Below are 23422 nucleotides of genomic sequence, written 5' to 3' on the forward strand. Positions count from 1 at the left end.
ACCGCTGACCTCTTGAATGCCATTCAAGCGCTCTCCCAGCTGAGCTATAGCCCCACGCTGCAGGACATATGGGATCCGTCCCGGAACCGAAGCGGCGCCCTCTTGCGAGGCCGCCGCCGGTGAGCGGCGGTATATGAGGGTGTGGCGCCGGACACAAGCCCTCGGGGCGGGTCTTCGCGAAGTTTTCGTGACTGTCGCGAATTCCAAAACGAGATCAAGGGATTAGCGCGACGGCAGCGCCCCGCCGCCGCCGTCCAGCTCCGAACAATCAGGATTCCTCGTCGCTCTCGATGTCGCCGTCGATGAAGTCGGAGACGTCGTCGCCGCTCTCCTCGTCCTCCTCCAGGAAGGTGTCGTCGTCGCCGCCGGCATCGCCCACATCGGCATCGTCGTCGACCGAGACGTCGTCGCCGCCCTCGGCGGCCTCGACCTCGTCGAGGGAGACCATCTCGGGGGCGCCGGCCTCCTCCTCGGTCTCCTCCTCGCGCGGCGCGCGGTTGGCGATGGCCGGCGCGGGGACGCGGGTGGTGGAGAGCGCAGCGACCTGATAAACCGTGCCGCACTTCGGGCACACGGCGGGGTCCCTGCTGAGGTCGTAGAACTTCGCGCCGCAGCTCATGCACTGGCGCTTCAAGCCGAGTTCCGGTCTGGCCACGGTAGTCACGTTCCTGTCGATGTCGGTAAGAGTGGGTCCGGTTAGTCGCGCCCGCCAGCCCTGTCAAATACCTGTGGGGCCGGCGGATGACGCGGCGGTGCCCGCGTGCTAACGACCCGGCCGTTTTCCACGCGCCCTTCCGTGATTCTCGAGAACCAGGCCGACTGCCCGTGTCGCACGATTCCACACCGTCCCCGATCACCGCCCAGTCCGGGACGGCCCTGCGGGGCCGGCTGCGGCCACCCGGCGACAAGTCGATCTCGCACCGGGCGATCATCCTCGGGCTGCTCAGCCTCGGCGAGACCCGGATCGAAGGCCTGCTCGAGGGCGACGACGTGCTGCGCACCGCCGCCGCCGCCAAGGCGCTCGGCGCCGGGATCGACCGCGACGGGGAGGGGCGCTGGCGGGTGCGCGGCGTCGGCGTCGGCGGCCTGTCCGATCCGGCGAGCGTGCTCGACTTCGGCAACGCTGGCACCGGCTCGCGACTGATGATGGGCGTGGTCGGCGGCCATCCCGTCACCGCGACCTTCGACGGCGACGCCTCCCTGCGCAAGCGGCCGATGCGCCGGATCCTCGACCCGCTGGTGCAGATGGGCGTGACGGTCGTCGAGCAGGCCGAGGGCGGCCGGGTGCCGCTCACCCTGCGCGGGCCCCGCGAGGCGGTGCCGGTCACCTACGAGAGCCCGGTCGCCTCGGCGCAGGTGAAGTCGGCGGTGCTGCTCGCCGGCCTCAACGCCCCGGGCATCACCACCGTGGTGGAGGCGGCCGCGACCCGCGACCACACCGAGCGGATGCTGCGCCTGTTCGGCGCGCATGTCGAGGTCGAGACGATCGGTCCCGGAGGCCACGGACGGCGCATCGCGCTCACCGGCCAGCCGACCCTCAAGGCCACCGACGTGGTGGTGCCGGCCGATCCGTCCTCGGCCGCCTTCGCGCTCGTCGCGGGCCTGGTGGTGCCGGGTTCCGAGGTGGTGATCGAGGGGGTGATGATGAATCCCCTGCGCACCGGCCTCCTCGCCACGCTCCTGGAGATGGGCGGCGACATCGAGCGGCTGAACGAGCGGGAGGAGGGCGGCGAGACCGTCGCCGACCTGCGGGTGCGCCACAGCCGCCTGAAGGGTGTCGCGGTGCCGCCGGAGCGGGCGCCCGCGATGATCGACGAGTACCCGGTCCTCGCCGTGGCGGCGGCCTGCGCGGAGGGCACCACCCGGATGCAGGGCCTGCACGAGCTGCGCGTCAAGGAATCCGACCGCCTCGCCGCGGTGGCGGCCGGGCTCGCGGCCAACGGCATCTCCCACGTGATCGAGGGCGACGACCTGATCGTCCACGGCGACGGTGCGGCGCCCCAGGGCGGCGGCACGGTCGAGACCCATCTCGACCACCGCATCGCCATGGCGTTCCTGGTCCTCGGGATGGTCGCCCGGGCGCCGGTGACGGTCGACGACGGCGCGATGATCGCGACGAGCTACCCCGCCTTCCTCGCCGACATGCGGGCGCTCGGCGCCGGGCTCTCCGCGTGAGGCCCCGGATGATCATCGCGATCGACGGGCCGGCGGCCTCCGGCAAGGGCACGCTCGCCAAGCGCCTGGCCGCGCATTACCGCCTGCCGCATCTCGATACCGGCCTGCTCTACCGGGCGGTGGCACTGACGCTCCTCGATGCGGAGCGGGACCTCGCCGACGAGGCCGCAGCCGCCGCGGCCGCGCGGGAGCTGGAGCCGGCCTTCCTCGGCGATCCGCGCCTGCGCGGCAGCGCCATGGGCGAGGCGGCCTCGATCGTCTCGGCGCAGCCGGCGGTGCGCGCCGCGCTCCTCGACTGGCAGCGCCGTTTCGCCGGCGCGCCGGAGGGCGCCGTGCTCGACGGGCGCGACATCGGCACCGTGGTCTGCCCGGACGCCGCCGTGAAGCTGTTCGTCACCGCCTCGGCGGAAGAACGCGCCCGCCGCCGCCACCGCGAGCTCGGCGGCAAGGGCGAGGCGGTGCCCTACGAGGCGGTTCTGGCCGACATCCTGCGCCGCGACGCCCGGGATGCCGACCGCGACGCGGCCCCCTTGCGGGTGGCGGAGGACGCGGTGGTGCTCGACACCACGGCGCTCGACGCCGACGCCGCCTTCCGGGCGGCCACCGACGTGGTCGACGGGCGGGGCGGGACGCGGGGCTGACCCCCACGCCCGACACCGGCGCGCCACGAAGCCGTGGCACGCTCCTGAATGCTTCAAGCGCGCGGTCCGGTCCCGGTCCGGCGCGCTCCCCTTTTCTGGACATCCCGACCCCATGATCCGCCTCGACAAGATCGGCAAGCAGAACGGCAACCAGCTCCTCTTCATCGAGGCCTCGGCGGCGTTGCAGCGCGGCGAGAAGGTCGGGCTCGTCGGCCCCAACGGCGCCGGCAAGACGACGCTGTTCCGGATGATCACCGGCGAGGAGCAGCCCGACGAGGGCCAGGTCTCGACCGACCGCGGCATCACCATCGGATATTTCAGCCAGGACGTCGGCGAGATGGCCGGCCGCAGCGTGCTGTCCGAGGTGATGGACGGCGCCGGCCCGGTGAGCGAGATCGCGGCGGAGCTGCGCGAGATCGAGACGGCGCTCGCCGATCCCGACCGGGCCGACGAGATGGAGGCCCTGGTCGAGCGCTACGGCGAGGTGCAGGGCCGGTTCGAGGAGCTCGGCGGCTACGCGCTCGAGGGACGGGCGCACGAGGTGCTGGCGGGCTTGAGCTTCGCCCCCGAGATGATCGAGGGCGATGTCGGCGCGCTGTCGGGCGGCTGGAAGATGCGCGTGGCGCTCGCCCGCATCCTGCTGATGAACCCGGACGTGATGCTCCTCGACGAGCCGAGCAACCACCTCGATCTCGAGAGCCTGATCTGGCTCGAGGACTTCCTCAAGGGCTTCGACGGCGCCCTGCTGATGACCTCGCACGACCGGGCCTTCATGAACCGGATCGTCGGCAAGATCATCGAGATCGACGCGGGCTCGCTCACGACCTACTCGGGCGACTACGCCTTCTACGAGCAGCAGCGGGCGCAGAACGAGGCGCAGCAGCAGGCGCAGTTCGAGCGCCAGCAGGCGATGCTGGCGAAGGAGATCAAGTTCATCGAGCGCTTCAAGGCCCGCGCCTCGCATGCCGCGCAGGTGCAGAGCCGGGTGAAGAAGCTCGACAAGATCGAGCGCGTCGAGCCGCCCCGCCGCCGCCAGAGCGTGGCCTTCGACTTCCCCGCCGCGCCCCGCTCCGGCGACGACGTGATCAGCCTCAAATCCGTGCGCAAGAGCTACGGCAGCCGCACGATCTATGACGGGCTCGATTTCGGCATCCGCCGCAAGGAGCGCTGGTGCGTGATGGGCGTCAACGGCGCCGGCAAGTCGACGCTGCTCAAGCTCGCCACCGGCACCACCGCGCCGGATGCGGGCAGCGTGACGATCGGGGCCAGCGTCAAGCTCGGCTACTTCGCCCAGCACGCCATGGACACCCTCGACGGCGAGCGCACGGTGTTCGAGTTCCTGGAGGATTCCTTCCCGCAGGCCGGCCAGGGGTCGCTGCGCACGCTCGCCGGCTGCTTCGGCTTCTCGGGCGACGACGTCGAGAAGCGCTGCCGGGTGCTCTCGGGCGGCGAGAAGGCCCGCCTCGCCATGGCGCGGATGCTCTACGACCCGCCGAACTTCCTCGTCCTCGACGAGCCGACCAACCACCTCGACGTCGGCACCAAGGACATGCTGATCGCGGCGCTGGCCCAGTACGAGGGCACGATGCTGTTCGTCTCGCACGACCGGCACTTCCTCGCCGCCCTGTCGAACCGGGTGCTGGAGCTGACGCCCGACGGCATCCACCTTTATGGCGGGGGGTATTCGGAATACGTCGAGAAGACGGGGCGGGAGGCGCCGGGGCTGCGGCACTGACTTCCGGACCTGATCGGATCGTCTCGACGTGGTTGAAGCCCTCCTGGTCATTCCGGGGCCGCGCAGCGGAGCCGGGACTGAAAAGGAGGGTTCGGGAAGCGTCGATCCGCCCCCACCCCGTCACCTCCCCACCAGCATCGGCGCCACCGCCTCCACCGCCACCGGCCGGCTGACGAGGTAGCCCTGCACCTCGGTGCAGCCGGCATCCCGCAGATGGGCGAGCTGCTCCTCGGTCTCGACGCCCTCGGCGGTGGTGGTCATGCCGAGGCTGTCGGCGAGGGTCGTCACCGCCCGCACGATGGCGAGGGCGTCGGGCCGCACCGAGAGGTCGGCCACGAAGGCGCGATCGATCTTGATCTTGTCGAACGGGAAGGCTCGCAGGTAGCCGAGCGACGAGTAGCCGGTGCCGAAATCGTCCATGGCGATGCGCACCCCGAGCCCCTTCAGCCGGTGCAGGATGGCGAGGGTCGAGGCGTTGTCCTGCAGGAGCACGCCCTCGGTGATCTCGAGTTCGAGCCGACGCGGATCGAGCTTCGCCTCGCGCAGGGCTGCGATCACGGTGGCATCGATGTCGCCGCTGCGGAACTGCACCGGCGAGAGGTTGACCGAGACCCGGACGGCTTGCGGCCAGCGCGCCGCCTCGTGGCAGGCCCGGCGCAGGACCCACTCGCCGAGGGGCACGATCATGCCGGTCTCCTCGGCGATCGGCACGAAGGCGGCGGGGCTCACCACGCCGCGGACCGTGTGGTGCCAGCGCACCAGGGCCTCGAACCCGGCAATCCGGTTCGTCGACAGGTCCAGGAACGGCTGGAACGCCAGGGCGAATTGCTGCTCGGCCAGCGCCACCCTCAGGTCGAGCTCGACGCTGCGGCGGGTCTGCACCGCCACGTCCATGGCGGGCTCAAAGAAGCGGTGGACGTTCCTCCCTTCAGCCTTGGCGCGGTAGAGCGCCATGTCGGCGGCCCGCAGCAGGCCCTCGGAATCCTGCCCGTCCGTCGGCGCGAGCGCGACGCCGATGCTGAGGCCGACGGCGACGCGCTTGCCGTCGATCTCGTAGTCGCGTCCGACCGCCTCGATCAGCCGGCCGGCGAGGCGCCCGGCCCGGAAGCGCGAGGTCGGCTGCAGGATCACCGCGAACTCGTCGCCGCCGAGCCGGGCCAGGGTCGCGAGGCCGGCCTCCGCCTGGTCGCGGATGGTGGAGGCCAGCCGGGCGGTCACCTCGCGCAGCAGCTTGTCGCCGACGGCGTGGCCGAGGGTGTCGTTGACGGTCTTGAAGCGGTCGAGGTCGAGGCACAGGACTGCCGTGACGCCACCGGAGGCCGGCGCCTTCGCCAGCGCCTCGGCCAGTCCCTCGTGCAGCAGGGCGCGGTTCGGCAGTCCGGTCAGCGCGTCGTGGCGGGCCATGTGGACGATCTGCGCCTCGGCACGCTTGGCCGCGGTGACGTCCTCGTGCACGGTCACGAAGCCGCCCTCCGGCGTCGGCGCGTAGGTCACGGCGATGACCCGTCCGTCGAGCAGCGTCTGGTCGAGCCGGTAGCGGGTGCGGGTGGCCAGCCGCTCGCGGACCTGCCGCCAGGCCTCCTCGGGCCGCAGGCCCGGGAAGTTGCCGGCCTCCGTGCGGCGGTGGATCAGCTCCTCGGCGGTGATGCCCGGATGCACCGTCTCGGGCGACAGGCCGTAGAGGTCGAGGAACTGCCGGTTGACGACCGTGACCCGGTGGTCGGCGTCGAACAGGACGAGACCGTGCGACATGTGGATCAGCGCGTGGTCGAGGCGGCGGTTCTGCTCGGCCAGCTTGGCGTCGGCCCGGGCGCGGTCGGTCGCGTCCTCGTGGATCACCATGGTGCTGCCGTCCGGCAGCGGCGTGATGGTGGTCCGCAACAGCAGGCCGCTCGGCAGTTGCCGCTCGCGCTGCATCCGGACCCGCCGGGCGATGCGCGTGGCGACGAAGGCCCAGGCCTCGTCCGGGTTCAGGTGCGGGTAGTTGCCGGTGGTGGCGCTGGCGCGGATCAGGCTCTCGAGGGGGGTGCCGAGGCGCATCAGCTCCGGCGGCAGGTCGAACAGGGCGCGGAGCCGATCGTTGAAGGCGATGAGCCGCAACTCGGCGTCGAACACGCTCACGCCGATCGGCAATTCCTCCAGCATCGCCCCGTAGCGCCGCGCCTGCTCCTCGTAGCGGCGCGCGCCCTCGAGCCGCTCGACCGCCGGCCCGGACAGCTCGGCACAGATTCCGCGCCACCCTGCGACGGTCCCGTCCGCCGCGAGGCGCGGCGCCCCGCCGAACCGGAACCAGCGCATCCGCCCGTCGCGGTGCCGGTGCGGCCGGATCTCGTCCCGGAACGGGCGCGGGCTCCGAAGTGGCGCGTCGTCGCCTGGATCACCGTAAAGCCCCGGCCAGGGGCGCCCGAGCGGCTCGGACTCGCCGGTCAGCGCCGTGTAGCGCCCGCACACCCTCGTCAACCGTAGCTCCGCATCGGTCTCCCAGATCCAGTCGGCAGCGAAAGTGTCGAGATCGTCGGGCAGCATCACGCGGTCTTCTACGGGCGTGGCCCATGGGTCTCACAAATTCGCTGCGATTTCCTTTCGCGAGGTGCTGGGAGTGACAAGCCGGCTCTCCGCGGGGCGGGCGGAACACGGAATGCCGTCCGCCCGCTCCCGTCATCGAAACGACACCGCTTCGGCCTCGACCGTGAGCGGAACGCCGTCCCGCTCCAGATCGAGGCGGTGCCGGGTACCCGCCCGGCCCGAGAGGGCGGAGAGGACAGCGTCGGGGGCGAGACCCACGACCGGCCCGCCGTCGACGCGGCGCAACACGTCGCCCGATGCGACGCCATCGACGAGGGGACGGCCGTCCCGCGTCGCGACCCGGCCGACGACGTAACCGTGATCTGTCCGCACGAGGGCGAGGCCGATCCCGTCGAGGTCGTGCGGATCGGAGCTGCGCTGGCGCTCGAACCGGGCCCAGCCGGCGGCGTAGTCGATGGTCAGACGGCCGTCGCCGAGCACGTTGTTACCGAGCCACCCGTCGACCGGCCGACCGGCCGGCTTCTGCCAATTGTCCCAGAAGACCTCGCCCAGGGCCGCCTCGGCGAGCGCGCCGCCGAGGGGACCGGTCGCGAGGGCACCGACCTCCGGCAGCACCAGCGGCCCGAGCGCCAGGTCGGGGAGGCGCAGGACCGTGCCCTCCTGCTCCAGGCCGAGATCCGCCATCGCCACGGCGCTGCGCCCGACCGCGCCGCGCGCCCGCTCCCAGCCTGGATGGCGCGTGCGCCAGGCCGCGGCCGTGCGGCCGCGCAGCCAGGTGTAGGAGGCGCCGGGATCGAGGACGAGGGTCGGGCGCTCGCCGGCGATGGCGGCCTCCGCGGTGACGAGGCCGCTCTCCGGGGCGATCCGCACCGGCACCGCCACGCCGTGGGGCGGAAGGCTGCCGGAAGGTCCGAGGGTCAGGGTCCCGGCGGACGGATCGAGGGCGATCGCGAAGGCCCGCAGCACGCCGGCGGTCAGCACCGCCTCGACCTGGCGCGGGGCGAAGAGCTGCGTCAGGAGATCCTGACCGCCGGGAAGGCGCGGCGCATCCGCCACGGCGCCCCCAGAGACCCGAACCGCGGCGGTACCGAGGCGGAAGGCGAGGTCGTGGCCCTGGTCGAGACCCAGGTCGCGGGAGAGCGCCCGCGACAGGATCGGCGCCGGGGTACCGGGATTGACCCAGGCCAGCGCCCGCCGCTCGCTCCCGTCCGGCCGCCGGAAGGTCAGATCGACGAGCCAGCGATGCGAGGCCGGCACCAGCGGCAGCGTCACCGGCCGGACCGGGCCCGAGGGCCAGGCGACGATGACTTGGTCGTCCATCCGCGCCGGTGGCTGGCACGCCGCGACGCCGACCGCCAGCAGGGTGGCGACGAGGCGGGCGCGGGCGCGGCGGATCGGGGGCGGGGTTCGCATGCGCACGTCTCCGGTCGCCGCGGCGCTGGCGGCGTGGCTCGAGGCGGGTCGGGTGCTTCAGCCGGCCCGGCTCGGTCCGGACGTCGCGTCGTCGGATTCCTCGTCGGGCTGGTACTCGAGGAGGTCGCCCGGCTGGCAATCGAGCTCGCGGCACAGGGCCGCCAGGGTCGCGAAGCGGACGCCCTGAACCTTTCCGGATTTGAGCAGCGACAGGTTCGCCTCGGTCATGCCGATGGCGCGGGCGAGGTCCTTGGCGCGCCGCTTGCGCCGGGCCAGCATCACGTCGAGGCGCAGGATGATCGGCATAGGAAGATGGGCATCAGACGAAGCCATCCCGGTCGCGCTCGACCGCCGCGCCGACCCGAAACACCACCGCCAGGATACCGAGCAGGGCGGCGAACAGCAGGGCGTAGGCCGATCCGGCATGAAACCAGGCCCGGTCGACGCCGTGACCGGCCGCCGCGACCAGGACCTCGCCGAGGGCCGGCGCCAGGGCGGCGGCGGCGAGCCAGAGCGCGATCCGGCGCAGGCGATCCACCTGGATCGCCGCGAAGGTCGCGCCGTCGGCAAAACCGCGCAGCAGCCGTCGCAGGCTCTCCAGGGCGAGGAGAAGCGGGACTTGCGCGAAGGCGAACTTCGCCGCGTAAGCGAGGCGGGCCGGCCATGGCAGATCGCCGAACGGCACCAGCCCGGCGATGCCCTCGGGGGCCGCGCCGAGATAGGCGGCACCCGGCGCGAGCCACAGGAAGGTGCCGCCACAGGCGAGCCCGAGAACCAGGACCGCGGTCCCGAACGCCGCCAGCAGGACGGTGAGGAGGGAGCAGAGCCGGGCGAACCCGGCCGCGAGGCGGCAGAGCAGCGCCCGGGAGGCGGGCTCGCTCTCCGGCAATGGCGAGGGGATGACGGCGAACGGCATGGTCGGGCCTCCGTGCCATCCTCATCGCACGAGAATTAATTTCTGCAAAACAATAATTTTATTGATTACGAGCGTGGCCGGCAGCATCACGTCCCGCGCGGCTTGGCCCGTCGGGTCGGCGGGGCGGTGGTCGGATCCTCGGGCCAGGGATGGCGGGGATACTGGCCGCGCATGTCGGCGCGGACCGCGGCCCAGGAACCGCGCCAGAAGCCCGGCAGGTCGCGGGTGATCTGGATCGGGCGCTGGGCCGGCGAGAGCAGGTGCAGCACCAGCGGCACTCGTCCGCCGCCGATGGTCGGGTGGCGGGTGAGGCCGAACAACTCCTGCACTCGGACGGCGAGGACCGGACCGCCCTCGGCGGCGTAATCGACCGGGATGCGCGAGCCGGTCGGTACCTCGATATGGGTCGGTGCCTCGGCGTCGAGGCGGGCGCGCAAGGTCCAGGGCACGAGGTCGTGCAGGGCATCGGCGAGCCGGTCCGCGCCGATCTCGTCGAGGCGGGTGAGGCCGGAGAGGTGGGGGCCGAGCCAGTCGGGCAGGGTCTCGGCGAGACAGGCATCCGAGAGGTCGGGCCAGGGCTCGCCCTCGGCGGCGCGGAGAAAACTCACCCGCTCGCGCCATTGCTGCGCCGCCTTCGACCAGGGCAGGGCACCGACCCCGAGGCCGGCCAGGCCGCGGGCCAGGATCGCGGCGCTGTCGGCGTCGGGCGGCACCGGCAGGACGCGCTCGGCGAGCGAGACGGCGCCGAGGCGGCGCTGCGCCCGGGCGCGCAAGGCTCTGGCCTCGGTGTCGAACTCGACCCGGGTGCGGGCCTCGATCCGGTCGGCGAACAACGCTTCGATGGCCGGGAGCGTGATCGGCGCCGCCGCCAGGACGCGCGACGAGGAGGCTTTGCCGACGATCTCGGCCACCGCCAGGAACGGCTCGCGGGCGAGGCCGGCGGCGGGATCGAGGGCGGCCCCCCGGCCGTTGGCCAGGACGTACTCGCCCGGCCGGCCGCGGGCCCGGGCGATCCGGTCGGGATAAGCCAGGGCCAGGAGGGTGCCGGTGTCGGGGGTCTCGGCGGGACCGGCGGCCTCAGCCATCGTCACGGCCATCCTGGCCCAGCCGGCGGCGAGGCGGCGCATGTCCTCGGCCCTCCCCGAGCGGTCGCGGCGCATGCGCTCGACCCGCTCGGTCAGGTCGACGGCGTCGCCGCCGAGGCCGCGCTCCACCAGCACCGCGGCGAGGTCGGCGGCGTGCCTCGCCGCCTCGCGGCCGCGCCCGGCCGCGTTCACCACCATGCGGGCGAGGCGCGGCGGCAGGGGGAGGGCGCGCAGAGCCCGGCCCGAAACGGTCAGGCGGCCGTCGCCGTCGAGGGCGTCGAGGCCGGTGAGGAGGGCGCGGGCCTCGGCCAGGGCCGGGGCCGGGGGCGGGTCGAGGAAGGGCAGGGTCGTCGGGTCGGTGACGCCCCAGGCGGCGCAGTCGAGCACCAGCCCGGCGAGGTCGGCGGCGAGGATCTCGGGGCGCGTGAACGGCTCGAGCGCGCCCGTCGCCGCCTCCGACCACAGGCGGTAGCAGACGCCGGGTTGCGTACGACCGGCGCGGCCCCGGCGCTGGTCGACGGAGGCGCGGGAGGCGCGCTGCGTGACGAGGCGGGTCAGCCCGAGATCCGGCTCGTAGACCGGCACCCGGGCGAGGCCCGAATCGACCACCACCCGCACGCCCTCGATGGTGAGCGAGGTCTCGGCGATGGAGGTGGCGAGCACCACCTTGCGGCGCCCCGCCGGGCTCGGCCGCACCGCCCGGTCCTGCTCGGCCCGGTCGAGGGCGCCGTAGAGCGGAGCGAGGTCGACATCGGACAGATCGGCGAGGCGCTCGCGCAGGCGCTCCTCGGTGCGGCGGATCTCGGCCTGCCCCGGCAGGAAGGCGAGGACAGAGCCGGGCTCGGCCCGGAGCGCCCGCATCACCGCGTCGGTCACCGCGTCCTCGATGCGGCTTTGCGGGTCGCGGTCGAGGTAGCGGGTCTCGACCGGGAAGGCCCGGCCCTCGGAGACGATCACCGGGGCGTCCCCCATCAGGGCGGCGACCCGGGCCCCGTCGATCGTCGCCGACATGGCCAGCAGGCGCAGGTCCTCGCGCAGGGCCCCCTGCGCGTCGAGCGCCAGCGCCAGGCCGAGATCGGCGTCGAGCGAGCGCTCGTGGAACTCGTCGAACAGGACCGCGGCGATGCCGTCGAGTTCCGGGTCGTCCAGGATCATGCGGGCGAACACGCCCTCGGTGACGACCTCGATCCGGGTGCGGGCCGAGACCTTGGAGCCGAGGCGCACCCGGAGACCCACCGTCTCACCGACCGTCTCGCTCAAGCTCGCGGCCATGCGCTCCGCCGCCGCCCGGGCGGCGAGGCGGCGCGGCTCCAGGAGGATGATCCGACGGTCGCCGCGCCAGGGCGCCTCCAGCAGGGCGAGCGGTACCCGGGTGGTCTTTCCGGCTCCCGGCGGCGCCACCAGCACCGCGTTGGGGCGCCCGCCCGCCGAGGGGCCGGCGAGGGACGCCGCGAGGTCGCCGAGGACGGCGTCGATCGGCAGTGAAGGGATGGAGCGCATGGGTGCCGGGATGGCGGAGGCGGTCGGGCCGCGCAAGCCCGGACCATGGCGCGCGCCGGGGCCGAGGAGGGCTGTCCCCTCAGACCCGCCTCCTGAGGAAGTTTTCCCGATGATTTCCCGTACGGCAGCGGAACCGTGCGCGAGTCAGGCGATTGACGCACAGGTTGGCCGAGAGGGCCACCGCCTTGGAGAACATCTCGATGAAGTCTCTGACCCTGGCCCTGGCGGCGAGCGTGCTGCTGGGCGGCCTTGCCATGACCCCGGCCTCGGCCGCCGTGACCGCCCCTGCCCCGGCGGTCGCCAGCCATGAGTCGATCGTCGAGCATGTCGCCATGCGCCGGCACCACCGCTACCACCGCATGAAGCGTCACGACCGCCACATGCGCCGGCACATGCGCCGCAACCACATGATGCGCGGCGACCCGAACGCCCGCAACCCGTCGCGCCCGGGCTACCAGCAGCAGCGCGGCAACACCTCGGGCGGCCCGCGCTACTGAGCTGGACATAGCTCCAGTATCCAAGACACGAGGCAAGACACGAAGCGCGGGATCCCCTCTTCCATACGGGAGAGGGGATCATACCCCGTCTTCGAATGGGCAGATCGATCATCGATCGCATGGGCACTCGCAGTTTCAGATCGCAGAGATCGTCACGAGTGCCTCGTGGGACAGCAAGGGACACATCCAACCACCGGACTTGCACCCACCGGACTTGCACCCACCGGACTTGCGCACAGCCCCGCGTCGGGCGAGGGGACCCTGACCGTCACTCCTCGAACCCAAGAGTCCGCCCGTGACCGCCTCCCTCCCGCCCCGCGGGGCCGCCCGCCGATGAGCCTCGCCTCCGTCAAGGCCGATCTCGCCGCCCGCGCGCCCGACCTCACCGTTCTCGAGACCGAGGCGAGTTCCGCCACGGTCGCGCTGGCAGCGGAGGCCCACGGCGTCGAGCCGGCCCGCATCGCCAAGACCCTGTCGCTGCGCCTCGGCGAACGCGTGGTGCTGCTGGTCGCCCGGGGCGACGCGCGCCTCGACAACCGCAAGGCCAAGGCCGCCTTCGGGGCCAAGCCGCGGATGCTCGGGCCCGAGGAGGTCGAGGCGATCACCGGCCATCCCGTCGGCGGGGTCTGCCCGTTCGGTCTTGCCACGCCGCTGCCGGTCTATTGCGACGTCAGCCTGAAGGCCTTCGACGAAGTGGTGCCGGCGGCCGGCTCCCCGAACAGCGCCGTGCGGATCACGCCCGAGCGCATGGCCGCGCTGACCGGGGCCGAGTGGATCGACGTCTGCCAACCACCCGAGACGTGAGCCGGGAGCCAATCACCGCCCGGCTGTGGATCCGGCGTCATCGACATCCCGGGCGCCCCGTGGCCTAGCTGGCGCCGTGACCCCGGTGTCTGTGTGCCTCGATCGTCATGAAGCCTTCGTCATGGAGCCTTCAAGGCGGCTGGGCCACAAGGCCCCTCCCTCGCGTCACTGTCGTCCGAGACCGCCCTTGATCTTCGTCCATCAGCCGAACGCCTGCGCCAGCACCGGTCAGCCGCTCCTCGAGCGGCGCCTGCTCGAGATGTCCGAGCCGATCCCGCCGGACGCGCTCTGGATCGACCTGATCGAGCCCACCCGCCAGGAGGACCACAAGGTCGAGGCCTTCCTGGGCATCTCGATCCCGACCCGGGAGGAGATGGAGGACATCGAGCCCTCGGAACTCCTCTACGTCGAGAACGGCGCCCGCTACATGACCGGGCGGCTCCTGTGCCGGGTCGATACCGACGATGCGCGGCTCACCGGCGTCACCTTCATCCTGCGCGACAACAAGCTCGCCACGGTGCGCTACGACGACCCCCAGGCATTCCGGATGTTCGTGCACCGGGCGGCGCGGCCGGCCGGGGTGATGCTGACCGGCGAGGCGATCCTCGCCGGCCTGATCGAGACCGTGATCGACCGCGCCGCCGACGTGCTCCAGCTCCAGGGCGAGCGCATCGACCGGCTCTCGCGCCTGATCTTCGCCGAGCATTCCGACCCGAGCGCCCGCAACGCCGAATTGCAGGACACCCTGCGGGCACTCGGGCGCCACAACGAGCTCCTATCGCAGCAGCGCGAGAGCCTGGTCTCGGTCGAGCGCATCCTGCTCTCGCTCTCGGCGAGCTACCGCGCCAGCAAGGCACCCCGCGAGATCCGCGAGGAGGTCCGCTCGACCTTGCGCGACCTGCAATCGCTCGAGGAGCACGCCACCTTCCTGTCGGGCAAGATCCAGTTCCTGCTCGACGCCACCCTCGGCCTCGTCAACCTCGAGCAGAACAACATCATCAAGCTGTTCTCGGTCATGGCGGTGGTGTTCATGCCGCCGACCCTGATCGCCTCGATGTACGGCATGAACTTCAAGGTGATGCCGGAGCTCGATTGGGGCTTCGGCTACCCGATGGCGGTGGTGATGATGGTGGTGGCGGCGATCCTGCCCTACGCCTTCTTCCGCTGGAAGCGCTGGCTGTAGGGGGTCGGGGGATGTGCGGCCGATTCTTCGTCACCTCCTCGCCCGAGACCTTCCGGGAGGCCTACGGCTACGCCGAGCAGCCGAACTTCCCGGCCCGCCACAACGTGGCGCCGACCCAGCCGGTGGCGGTCGTCACCGCCGAGCACGGGCGGCGGCGCTTCGTGCTGATGCGCTGGGGCTTCCTGCCGGCCTGGGTCAAGGATCCTGAAGATTTCCCCCTCGTCATCAATGCCCGGATCGAGACCGCGGCCGAGAAGCCGAGCTTTCGCAATGCCCTGCGCTACCGGCGCTGCATCTTCCTGGCGGACGGCTTCTACGAGTGGCGCCGCGGCGGTCCCCGCGGCCAAGCCCCCTACGCGATCCGCCACGCCGACGGCCGCCCGATGGCCCTCGCCGGCCTGTGGGAGACCTGGAGCAGCCGCGACGGCTCGGAACTCGACACCGCGGCGATCGTCACCTGCGGGGCCAACGGGCTGCTCGCCGGCATCCACGAGCGCATGCCGGCGATCCTGTCGCCGGAAGGGGTCGATCGCTGGCTCGACATGCGGGACGTCGATGCCGGGCAGGCTGCCGCCCTGTGCCGGCCGGCGCCGGAGACGTGGCTGGACCTCGCACCGGCGAGCCGGCGGGTGAACGACGTGCGCCACGATGAGGCCGGGCTGCTGCGGCCGGACGAGGATGCACCGGCGCCGCCACCGCCGGAGCGGAAGACGGAGGCGCAGGGGTCGCTGTTTTAGCGGGATCTATGGTTTTCGCGGACGATCATACCACCCTCCGTGTCATTCCCGGGCCGCGAAAGCGGAGCCCGAAATCCAGACACTCAGGTGGTGCAGAACGAAGTGATACCGCTGCGCCTTCGAACGGATGCGTTCGGCGGTGCCAGGCAGGCCCGAACGGGCGCCGGCGCTGCTGCGCCGCTCGCCTTCGCATCGACACGGCGATGCGAAGGCGCGAGAGTATGAGACGCGGCGTGATCTTTCTTGATCTGCCTGCGGTTTTGGATCCCGGGCTCCGCTGCGCGGCCCCGGGATGACGTGCAGGGGACGAGGAAGGGGTGGGAACGACGCGACGGTTCGTTTCCCTCACTCCGCCGGCGGCCGCGCGCTCTCCCGGAACGGATGCGCCGGATACGTCCCGATGATCCGGAACGCGCTCGAGAAATACGCCAGTTCGTCCAGCGCCCGGCGCAGGGACGGCTCCTCCGGGTGGCCGTCGACCTCGGCGTAGAACTGGGTCGCGGTGAACTGGCCTTCGACCATGTAGCTCTCGAGCTTGGTCATGTTGACGCCGTTCGTGGCGAAGCCGCCGAGCGCCTTGTAGAGCGCGGCCGGGATGTTGCGCACCCGGAAGATGAAGCTCGTCACCGTCGGGCCGTTGCCGACCGGCGGCAGCACCGGCTCGCGGGAGAGCACGACGAAGCGGGTGGTGTTGTGGGCCTCGTCCTCGACGTCCTCCTCCAGGATGTCGAGGCCGTAGATCGCCCCGGCGAGCCGCGGCGAGAGCGAGGCGCGGGTGCGGTCGCCGGCCTCGGCGACCTGGCGGGCGGCGCCGGCGGTGTCGGGCGCCACCACGGCCTTGAGGCCGAGGCGCCGGATGATCTTGCGGCACTGGCCGAGCGCGTGGACGTGGCTGTGCACGGTGCGGATCTCCTCCAACGCGACGCCCGGCAGGGCCATGAGCTGGAAGTGGATCGGCAGGAACTGCTCGCCGACGATGTGGAGCCCGGAAGCCGGCAGCATGTGGTGGATGTCGGCGACGCGGCCGGCGATCGAGTTCTCGATCGGGATCATGCCGAGGGCGGCCGAGCCGTCCTGCACCGCCGTCAGCGCGTCCTCGAAGGTGGCGCAAGGGAGCGGCGTCCAGTCCGGATAGGCCTCCTGGATGATGATGTGCGAGTTGGCGCCGGGCTCGCCCTGGTAGGAGATCGTCTTGTTCATCGGTCGAGGCTTTCGGGGATCAGTTCAGGCGCCGGGCGGAGAGGATGGCGCGGGCGCGCTCGAGGTCGTGCGGCGTGTCGACGCCGAGGGGCACGTCGTCGACCACCACCGCGTCGATCCGCATCCCGGCCTCGAGCGCGCGCAGCTGCTCGAGCTTCTCCCGCTGCTCCAGCGGGCTCGGCGGCAGGGACACGAAGCGGGCGAGCGCCCGCCGGCGATAGGCGTAGAGCCCGATATGGTGGAGGAGCGGGCCGTCGCCGTACGGCGCGGTGGCCCGGGTGAAGTAGAGCGCCCGCAGCCGCCGAGGGCCGACCTCGGAGCCGATCAGCTTGACGACGCTCGGCTCGGTCCGCTCCTCCGGCCGGGTGATGACCGCGCAGAGCGTCGCGATGTCGACCGACCGGTCGGCCAGCGGCACGATCGAGGCGGCGATGGCGCCCGGATCGATGGTCGGCAGGTCGCCCTGCACGTTCACCACCACGTCGTGGCGCCCCTCCGGGTCGATCACCTCCAGGGCTTCGGCCAGGCGATCGGAGCCGGAGGGGTGGTCGGGCCGTGTCATCACCGCGAGGCCGCCCGCCGCCTCGACCACTTGCACGATCTCGGCCGTGTCGGTGCAGACCACCACCGGGCCGATGCCGGCCTCCACCGCCCGGCGCCACACATGCACGATCATCGGCGCACCGGCGATGTCGGCCAGCGGCTTCTCGGGCAGGCGGGTGGCGGCGAGGCGGGCGGGGATCAGGACGAGGGGATCGGACATGCGGTGAGTTCGGTCTTCGAATGACGGTGCGCCCGGCAAGCCGCGGCTCTTAGCAGCGCCGGCCGGGCTTGTCATGGCAGAGAGGGCTCATGGCGCGCGGCAGCCCCCCGGACCGTGGCTCCGTCCACACGCCCGCGCTCTGCGACGAACCGACGATGTTTAGAGCCATTGTCAACGGTGTTGCAGAACGGCTAAGCACCGGCGGACCTTCACTGCGGCGTGGCGCCGGGCCGCGCCTCGCATCGCCCCTGCTCACCGGAGCATCGGAGCTGCCGAGACATGGATTCCTTCGAGCTTAACAAGATCGCCGGCGCAGTGCTCGGCGCCCTGCTCCTCGCGATGGGGACGGGGTTCCTGGCCGAGTTGATCTACAAGCCGAAGCCGGCGGGTGATCGCGGCTACGCGCTCCCGGCCGCCGAGGAGAATGCCGGCGCCGCCGCGCCGGCCGCCGCCAAGGAGGAGCCGCTGCCCGTGCGCCTCGCCAGCGCCGACGCCGCCAAGGGCCAGGCCGCGGCCAAGAAGTGCATGGCCTGCCACAGCTTCGAGAAGGGTGGTCCGAACAAGGTCGGCCCCGACCTGTACGGCGTCGTCGAGCGCCCGAAGGGCGGCCACGAGGGCTTCAGCTACTCGGCCGCCATGAAGGCCAAGGGTGGCAACTGGACCTACGAGGACCTGGACCACTTCCTCCACGCCCCGAAGCAGTTCGTGCAGGGCACCATCATGGCCTTCGCGGGCGTGCCCTCGGGCGCCGAGCGGGCCGACATCCTGGCCTACCTCAAGACCCTGTCCGACAAGCCGGTCGACTTCCCGAAGCCCTGACGGGCGTCGCCAGGACCGCGTGACCGCGAGGCCGGGCGAGAGCCCGGCCTTTTTGCATGGCACGGACGCCGCGACCCCACGCACCCGACGCCAACCCGCGTGGCGGTCGGTGGAGCGCGACCGGCGATGGCCGGCATCCCGGTTTTCGCGCGACCATCATCAAGTCATTGGTAGAGCTTAATTTTCATCGTCAGAGACTAAATTCTTCTCATCGACCCCACGCGGACCGTGACTTTTCCGGAGCGCGTTGCAGAATCACACTGGACATCAAAGTGTATTTGTAGGCGACTCGCTGCCCGCAACGAGGGATTTGGGCATGGCCAGCGTCAACGTCGGATTCAGCTTTCGCGATGCCGGCGGCACGTCCAATTTTGCCCAAGGAACTTTCACGCTGGACGATCAGTCCGGTGTCGTCTCGGGAATGTCCGGGACGATCGGCGGCGTTTCGATACAGGGCCTCTCGACCTATCGCGATGCAAGCAACACCTTGTACAAGGAGGCCGTTTTTGGCCGTCCTGGCGGCTCTTCCGTCTATCACTGGAGCGCCGACAGTCGTGGGCTGTCGTTTACCGTCGGCACTATTCAGTATAATCTGAATGGCGCAACTGGTATGGGCTTCGGAAGGGAGGCGCAACTCGGCAATATACTCTATGCGACCGACGGATCGAGCCGAACCGTCGATTTTTATACCGACACAGCGGTCCAGAGCGGCACATTGGTGCCGATCGTGTGCTTCACCACCGGCACGCGCATCCGCACGACCCGCGGGGAGATCGCGGTCGAGGCGCTCCGGGTCGGCGACGAGGCGGTGACCACCTCCGGCGCCCTGCGGCCGATCACCTGGATCGGGCATCGCGACCTCGACGGCGCCGGCACGGTCCTGCCGCACGATCAGCAGCCGATCCGCATCCGCGCCGGCGCCTTCGGGCCGGGCCTTCCCGCCCGCGACCTCTCGCTCTCCCCCGGCCATCCCGTCCTGGTCGGGGCCGGTGCGGACGGGGAGGGAGGCCATCTCGTGCCGGTGATGTGCCTGATCAACGGCACAACCATCACCCGCGAGCCCGCCACCTCCGTGACCTACTGGCACGTCGAACTCGATTCCCACGACATCCTGCTCGCCGAGGGCCTTCCGGCCGAGAGCTACCTCGACTGGGGCGACCGCCCCTTCTTCACGGAAGCCTCCGACCACGCCCTGCACAATCCCGACTTCGTCGTGCCGGGTCTCGCTGCCCGCTGCCGGCCGGTGGCTTTCGACGGGCCGGTGGTCGAGGCCGAGCGGGCGCGCCTGTCGGGCGTGTTCGCCGCGGCTTTGGGCGCCGCTTGCGCCTGGGACGAGGCCGAGCGTTTCAGCTGGCTGGCTGCCTGATCGGGAGCCGATCCGGCGCGCCGATACGCGCCCGGCAGCCGCGCTCTCGAGGAGAGGAGCCATCCCGCGGCGCGCTCACGACGAACGGCTGCGGCGGAGCGACGAGACCGCTTCGTCGCGTTTCCGCCCCCTGCGCCGACGCGCCCGGGTTGGCGGAGCCGCACCCCGCGACCTAGAACGGTAGGCGAGACTGTCCCAGCCGGAGGATCGCCCCGCGTGATCGCACGCCCCCTCACTCGCCGCGCCGCCCTCGCCCTTGCACCCGCTCTCCTCGGCCTCGCCGCCGTGCCGGCCGGGGCTCGTGCGCAGGGCGCCCCCTCAGGCAGCGGTGCCGTTTCCCCCGGCGGGGGCTGGCGCCACGGCCTGTCGCTCCTCGGCGAGCCGAAATACCCGGCGGACTTCACGCATTTCGACTATGCCGACCCGAACGCCCCGAAGGGCGGTCTGGTGCGGTTCGGCTCGCAAGGCTCGTTCGACAATTTCAACCTGATCGTCGCCGGGGTGAAGGGCGATCTCGAGAGCCAGATCCCGCTGATCTACGACACCCTGCTGGCCCAGGCCCAGGACGAGCCCTCGACCTATTACGGCCTGCTGGCCGACGGCGTGCGGCCGGCCGAGGACCTCGGCAGCGTCGTCTATCGCCTGCGGCCGGAAGCGCGCTGGCACGACGGCCAACCGGTGACGCCGGACGACGTGGTGTTCTCCTTCACAGTGCTGAAGGAGAACAGCCCGCAATACGCCGCCTACTACCACAACGTGACGAAGGCCGAGGTGGTGGGCGCGCACGAGGTGCGCTTCACCTTCTCGGAGACCGGCAACCGCGAACTGCCCCAGATCGTGGGTCAGCTCCCGGTGCTGCCCAAGCACTGGTGGGAGGGCAAGGACGCATCGGGCCGGACCCGCAACCCGACCGAGACGACGCTTGAGATCCCGCTCGGCTCCGGCCCCTACCGCCTCGCCCGTTTCGAGGCCGGCCGCACCGCCACCTACGAGCGGGTGCCGGATTACTGGGGCCGCGACCTGGCCGTGAACCGGGGGGCCAACAACTTCGACACCCAGCGCGCCGAGTATTTTCGCGATGCGACGGTGATGATCGAGGCGTTCAAGGCCGACCAGTTCGACTGGCGCACCGAGAACATCGCCCGCAACTGGGCCACTGCCTATGACGGCTTCCCGGCCTTGCGCGAGGGGCGGATCGTCAAGGAGGAGTTCCCGCAGGCCGGCATGGGCATCATGCAGGCCTTCACCCTCAACCTGCGCCGCAAGAAATTCGCCGATGCGCGTGTGCGCCGCGCCTTCAACCTCGCCTTCGACTTCGAGGAGATGAACCGCACCCTGTTCTACGGGCTCTACAAGCGGGTCGATTCGTACTTCTTCGGCACCGAGCTGGCCTCGTCCGGCCTGCCGGAGGGCCACGAGCGGGCGATCCTGGAGAGCATCAAGGACAAGGTGCCGGCCTCCGTCTTCACCACGCCGTACAAGAACCCGGTCAACGGTTCGCCCGAAGCGGTGCGCGCCAACCTGCGCGAGGCGGTGCGCCTGTTCCAGGAGGCGGGCTACGAGATCCGCGGCAACCAGATGGTCGAGAAGGCTTCAGGCCAGCCCTTCACGGTCGAGTTCCTCGGCTACGACAACTCGGCCGAGCGGATCGTGCTGCCCTACCGCGCCGTCCTGGAGCGCATCGGCCTCAAGGTGTCGTTGCGGGTGGTCGATCCGGCCCAGTACCAGAACCTCGCCCGCAGCTTCGACTTCGACGCGCTCGCGCTCAGCAACTGGGCTCAATCGCTCTCGCCGGGCAACGAGCAGCGTGACTTCTGGGGCTCGGCCGCCGCCGACCGGCCGGGCTCGCGCAACCTCGCGGGCATCAAGGATCCGGGGATCGACGCGCTCATCGACAAGGTGATCTATGCCGGCGACCGCGAGGAGCTGGTGGCGGCGACCCGCGCCCTCGACCGCGTGCTGCTCGCCCACGATTACGTCGTGCCGCAATGGTCCTCGAACGTGTCCCGGACCCTGCGCTGGAACCGCTTCGGCCATCCGGCGACCCTGCCGAAATACGGCGCCTCGGGCTTCCCGACGACGTGGTGGTACGATCAAAACTTGGCCGCCAAGACCGGGGCGGCGCGGTGATGCGCCGGCGCACCTTCCTCGCCGGGAGCGGGGCGGCGTTGCTCGCTGGCCCGCTCCCGGCTTTCGCGGCCGAGCCTGAGCGACACGGCCTGTCGAGCTTCGGCGACCTGAAATACCCGGCGGACTTCCCGCGCTTCGACTACGTCGACCCGCTGGCGCCGAAGGGCGGCACCTTCTCGGCGCAGCTCTCGACGACGAGCGGCAACCAGGCCTTCGAGACCTTCAACACCCTCAACATCTACGTACTGAAGGGCGACGGCGCCGCCGGCATGGACCTGACCTTCGACAGCCTGATGGTCCGGGCCCTCGACGAGCCGGACGCGGTCTACGGCCTCGTCGCCCGCAGCGTGTCGGTGAGCAGCGATGGGCTGGCCTACCGCTTCGCGCTTCGGCCCCAGGCCCGCTTCCACGACGGCTCGCGGCTCACCGCCCGCGACGTCGCCTTCTCGATCACGACGTTGAAGGAGAAGGGCCATCCACGGATCGCCGCGGTGTTGCGCGACGTCGCCGGGGCGAGTGCGGAGGGCGACGACGCGGTAGTGGTGCGCTTCGCGCCCGGCCGCAGCCGTGACCTGCCGCTGATCGTCGCCGACCTGCCGATCTTCTCGGAAGCCTATTACCGGGACCGCGACTTCGAGGCCTCGACGCTGGAGCCGCCCCTCGGCTCCGGGCCCTACCGGGTGGCGCGGTTCGAGGTCGGCCGCTTCATCGCCTTCGAGCGCCTGGCGGATTACTGGGGCGCCGACCTTCCGGTGACCGTCGGCCAGAACAATTTCGGTGAGATCCGCTACGAGTATTTCCGCGACCGCGACGTCGCCTTCGAGGCGTTCAAGGCCGGCACCTTCACCTGGCGGGAGGAATTCACCTCGCGGGTCTGGGCCACGGGCTACGACTTCCCGGCCGCCCAGGAGGGCCGGGTCAAGCGCGAGACGGTGCCGGACGCCACGCCCTCGGGCACGCAAGGGTGGTTCCTCAACACCCGCCGGCCGGTCTTCCGCGATCCCCGCATCCGCGAGGCGATCGGGCTCGCCTTCGACTTCGAGTGGTCGAACCAGAACCTGATGTACGGCGCGTACAAGCGCACCGCCTCGTTCTTCGAGAATTCCGATCTCAAGGCGGAGGGGATGCCGAGCCCCGACGAGCTGGCGCTCCTCGAGCCGTTCCGGGGCCAGGTGCCCGACGACGTGTTCGGCGAGCCGTGGTCGCCACCGCGCTCGGACGGGTCGGGCCAGGACCGGGCCCTGCTGCGCCGGGCCGACACGCTGCTGCGCCAGGCCGGCTGCACCCGCGACGGCGGGGTGATGAAGCTGCCCGACGGCCAGCCGCTCGCCTTCGAGTTCCTGGATTCCTCCCCGGTCTTCCAGCCGCTGCTGCAATCCTACATCAAGAACCTGAGCCTCCTCGGCATCCGGGCGAGTTCGCGCCTCGTCGACGCGGCGCAGTACCAGGCGCGGCTGAAGGAGTTCGACTTCGACGTGGTCTCGGCCCGGTTCGGCGGCTCGGTCACCCCGGGCGCGACCTTGCGCGAGGTCTATGGCAGCCGCGCGGCCCGGACGCCGGGCTCGCAGAACCTCGCCGGCATTGAGAACCCGGCCGCCGACGCGATGCTCGACCGGATCGCCGACGCCGCCTCGCGGCCGGCGCTCACCACCGCCTGCCGGGCCCTCGATCGGGTGCTGCGGGCCGGGCGCTACTGGGTGCCGATGTGGTACGGCGCCACCCACCGCCTCGCGCTCTGGGACATGTACGGTCGGCCGCGCGACTTGCCGAGATACGGTCTCGGCGTGCCCGCCCTGTGGTGGCACGACGCCGACAGGGCAAGAAAGATCGGACGGACCTGAGCGGAGAGCCGGGAGCCCGCTCCCGGCTCTCCGCTCATCAGCCCGCGCGGCGCTTGAGCGAAGCCGGGTTCCGCATCGCGAAGCAATCCAT

19 protein-coding genes are annotated in these 23422 nt (G+C 71.4%); 11 read left to right on the top strand and 8 right to left on the bottom strand.

Annotated elements, in window-relative coordinates; genetic code table 11:
* Positions 1–268: 268 nt before the first annotated feature.
* Positions 269–655, bottom strand: a complete 387-nt coding sequence (locus tag MFF64_RS21665) for a TIGR02300 family protein (RefSeq protein ID WP_099899386.1) — start codon at positions 653–655, stop codon at positions 269–271.
* Between the two features lie 170 nt (positions 656–825).
* Between MFF64_RS21665 and aroA the strand changes: the two genes are divergently transcribed.
* From aroA to MFF64_RS21680, 3 genes are all read left to right on the top strand, one after another.
* Entirely contained in the window at positions 826–2175 is a 1350-nt protein-coding gene (gene aroA, locus MFF64_RS21670; protein ID WP_099899384.1) for a 3-phosphoshikimate 1-carboxyvinyltransferase, read from the top strand.
* A gap of 8 nt (positions 2176–2183) precedes the next feature.
* Positions 2184–2816, top strand: a complete 633-nt coding sequence (gene cmk / locus MFF64_RS21675; protein WP_099899381.1) for a (d)CMP kinase — start codon at positions 2184–2186, stop codon at positions 2814–2816.
* Positions 2817–2928: 112 nt separating this feature from the next.
* Positions 2929–4551 carry an ABC-F family ATP-binding cassette domain-containing protein gene (locus MFF64_RS21680; protein ID WP_099899379.1) on the top strand — a complete coding sequence of 541 codons (1623 nt, stop codon included), beginning with the start codon at positions 2929–2931 and terminating at the stop codon, positions 4549–4551.
* A 120-nt stretch (positions 4552–4671) separates the two neighbouring features.
* Here MFF64_RS21680 and MFF64_RS21685 read toward each other — a convergent pair whose 3' ends face one another.
* From MFF64_RS21685 to hrpB, 5 genes are all read right to left on the bottom strand, one after another.
* Positions 4672–7077, bottom strand: a complete 2406-nt coding sequence (locus MFF64_RS21685; protein WP_099899377.1) for a putative bifunctional diguanylate cyclase/phosphodiesterase — start codon at positions 7075–7077, stop codon at positions 4672–4674.
* A 132-nt stretch (positions 7078–7209) separates the two neighbouring features.
* The gene (locus tag MFF64_RS21690) at positions 7210–8490 is read right to left on the bottom strand and encodes a peptide-binding protein (RefSeq protein ID WP_099899375.1); all 1281 of its coding nucleotides are present in this window, start codon (positions 8488–8490) and stop codon (positions 7210–7212) included.
* 57 nt (positions 8491–8547) lie between these two features.
* Positions 8548–8796, bottom strand: a complete 249-nt coding sequence (locus tag MFF64_RS21695; RefSeq protein WP_238192371.1) for a helix-turn-helix domain-containing protein — start codon at positions 8794–8796, stop codon at positions 8548–8550.
* 13 nt (positions 8797–8809) lie between these two features.
* Positions 8810–9406, bottom strand: a complete 597-nt coding sequence (locus MFF64_RS21700) for a hypothetical protein (protein ID WP_238192372.1) — start codon at positions 9404–9406, stop codon at positions 8810–8812.
* An 86-nt stretch (positions 9407–9492) separates the two neighbouring features.
* A complete protein-coding gene (gene hrpB / locus MFF64_RS21705) occupies positions 9493–11991 on the bottom strand; it encodes an ATP-dependent helicase HrpB (RefSeq protein ID WP_099903655.1) in 2499 nt (832 codons plus the stop codon).
* A gap of 200 nt (positions 11992–12191) precedes the next feature.
* On the opposite strand from hrpB, the gene MFF64_RS21710 reads away from it, so the two are divergent.
* From MFF64_RS21710 to MFF64_RS21725, 4 genes are all read left to right on the top strand, one after another.
* Complete coding sequence (locus MFF64_RS21710) at positions 12192–12488, top strand: hypothetical protein (RefSeq protein ID WP_238192373.1); 297 nt, start codon at positions 12192–12194, stop codon at positions 12486–12488.
* 333 nt (positions 12489–12821) lie between these two features.
* On the top strand, positions 12822–13292 hold the full coding sequence (locus MFF64_RS21715) for a YbaK/EbsC family protein (protein ID WP_099903125.1): 471 nt from the start codon (positions 12822–12824) through the stop codon (positions 13290–13292).
* A gap of 187 nt (positions 13293–13479) precedes the next feature.
* Entirely contained in the window at positions 13480–14475 is a 996-nt protein-coding gene (locus tag MFF64_RS21720; protein WP_099903127.1) for a magnesium transporter CorA family protein, read from the top strand.
* An 11-nt stretch (positions 14476–14486) separates the two neighbouring features.
* Positions 14487–15212 carry an SOS response-associated peptidase gene (locus MFF64_RS21725; RefSeq protein ID WP_099903129.1) on the top strand — a complete coding sequence of 242 codons (726 nt, stop codon included), beginning with the start codon at positions 14487–14489 and terminating at the stop codon, positions 15210–15212.
* A 345-nt stretch (positions 15213–15557) separates the two neighbouring features.
* On the opposite strand, the gene MFF64_RS21730 is transcribed toward MFF64_RS21725, so the two are convergent.
* Complete coding sequence (locus MFF64_RS21730; protein ID WP_238192374.1) at positions 15558–16412, bottom strand: prephenate dehydratase; 855 nt, start codon at positions 16410–16412, stop codon at positions 15558–15560.
* 19 nt (positions 16413–16431) lie between these two features.
* Positions 16432–17175, bottom strand: coding sequence for a 3-deoxy-manno-octulosonate cytidylyltransferase (locus MFF64_RS21735; protein ID WP_099901964.1), 744 nt, complete (start codon positions 17173–17175; stop codon positions 16432–16434).
* 279 nt (positions 17176–17454) lie between these two features.
* Between MFF64_RS21735 and MFF64_RS21740 the strand changes: the two genes are divergently transcribed.
* The 4 genes from MFF64_RS21740 to MFF64_RS21755 all read left to right on the top strand — a co-directional run bounded on the left by MFF64_RS21740 (position 17455) and on the right by MFF64_RS21755 (position 23331).
* Complete coding sequence (locus tag MFF64_RS21740) at positions 17455–17994, top strand: c-type cytochrome (protein ID WP_099901961.1); 540 nt, start codon at positions 17455–17457, stop codon at positions 17992–17994.
* A gap of 316 nt (positions 17995–18310) precedes the next feature.
* Positions 18311–19360, top strand: a complete 1050-nt coding sequence (locus MFF64_RS21745) for a Hint domain-containing protein (protein WP_238192375.1) — start codon at positions 18311–18313, stop codon at positions 19358–19360.
* A gap of 216 nt (positions 19361–19576) precedes the next feature.
* Positions 19577–21490, top strand: a complete 1914-nt coding sequence (locus tag MFF64_RS21750; protein ID WP_207768173.1) for an extracellular solute-binding protein — start codon at positions 19577–19579, stop codon at positions 21488–21490.
* Complete coding sequence (locus tag MFF64_RS21755; protein ID WP_099905278.1) at positions 21490–23331, top strand: extracellular solute-binding protein; 1842 nt, start codon at positions 21490–21492, stop codon at positions 23329–23331. Before MFF64_RS21750 ends, MFF64_RS21755 begins: the two co-directional genes overlap by 1 nt.
* Positions 23332–23422 lie beyond the last annotated feature (91 nt).

The sequence above is a fragment of the Methylobacterium frigidaeris genome, assembly GCF_022179185.1.
GTDB classification, from domain to species: domain Bacteria; phylum Pseudomonadota; class Alphaproteobacteria; order Rhizobiales; family Beijerinckiaceae; genus Methylobacterium; species Methylobacterium frigidaeris.

Excerpts from the sequence above, each read along its gene's own strand:
- cmk (WP_099899381.1), top strand. The coding sequence starts at position 2,184 with ATGATCATCGCGATCGACGGGCCGGCGGCCTCCGGCAAGGGCACGCTC.
- MFF64_RS21680 (WP_099899379.1), top strand. The coding sequence starts at position 2,929 with ATGATCCGCCTCGACAAGATCGGCAAGCAGAACGGCAACCAGCTCCTC.
- MFF64_RS21685 (WP_099899377.1), bottom strand. The coding sequence starts at position 7,077 with ATGCTGCCCGACGATCTCGACACTTTCGCTGCCGACTGGATCTGGGAG.
- MFF64_RS21690 (WP_099899375.1), bottom strand. The coding sequence starts at position 8,490 with ATGCGAACCCCGCCCCCGATCCGCCGCGCCCGCGCCCGCCTCGTCGCC.
- MFF64_RS21695 (WP_238192371.1), bottom strand. The coding sequence starts at position 8,796 with ATGCCGATCATCCTGCGCCTCGACGTGATGCTGGCCCGGCGCAAGCGG.
- MFF64_RS21700 (WP_238192372.1), bottom strand. The coding sequence starts at position 9,406 with ATGCCGTTCGCCGTCATCCCCTCGCCATTGCCGGAGAGCGAGCCCGCC.
- hrpB (WP_099903655.1), bottom strand. The coding sequence starts at position 11,991 with ATGCGCTCCATCCCTTCACTGCCGATCGACGCCGTCCTCGGCGACCTC.
- MFF64_RS21710 (WP_238192373.1), top strand. The coding sequence starts at position 12,192 with ATGAAGTCTCTGACCCTGGCCCTGGCGGCGAGCGTGCTGCTGGGCGGC.
- MFF64_RS21715 (WP_099903125.1), top strand. The coding sequence starts at position 12,822 with ATGAGCCTCGCCTCCGTCAAGGCCGATCTCGCCGCCCGCGCGCCCGAC.
- MFF64_RS21725 (WP_099903129.1), top strand. The coding sequence starts at position 14,487 with ATGTGCGGCCGATTCTTCGTCACCTCCTCGCCCGAGACCTTCCGGGAG.
- MFF64_RS21730 (WP_238192374.1), bottom strand. The coding sequence starts at position 16,412 with ATGAACAAGACGATCTCCTACCAGGGCGAGCCCGGCGCCAACTCGCAC.
- MFF64_RS21735 (WP_099901964.1), bottom strand. The coding sequence starts at position 17,175 with ATGTCCGATCCCCTCGTCCTGATCCCCGCCCGCCTCGCCGCCACCCGC.
- MFF64_RS21740 (WP_099901961.1), top strand. The coding sequence starts at position 17,455 with ATGGATTCCTTCGAGCTTAACAAGATCGCCGGCGCAGTGCTCGGCGCC.
- MFF64_RS21745 (WP_238192375.1), top strand. The coding sequence starts at position 18,311 with ATGGCCAGCGTCAACGTCGGATTCAGCTTTCGCGATGCCGGCGGCACG.
- MFF64_RS21755 (WP_099905278.1), top strand. The coding sequence starts at position 21,490 with ATGCGCCGGCGCACCTTCCTCGCCGGGAGCGGGGCGGCGTTGCTCGCT.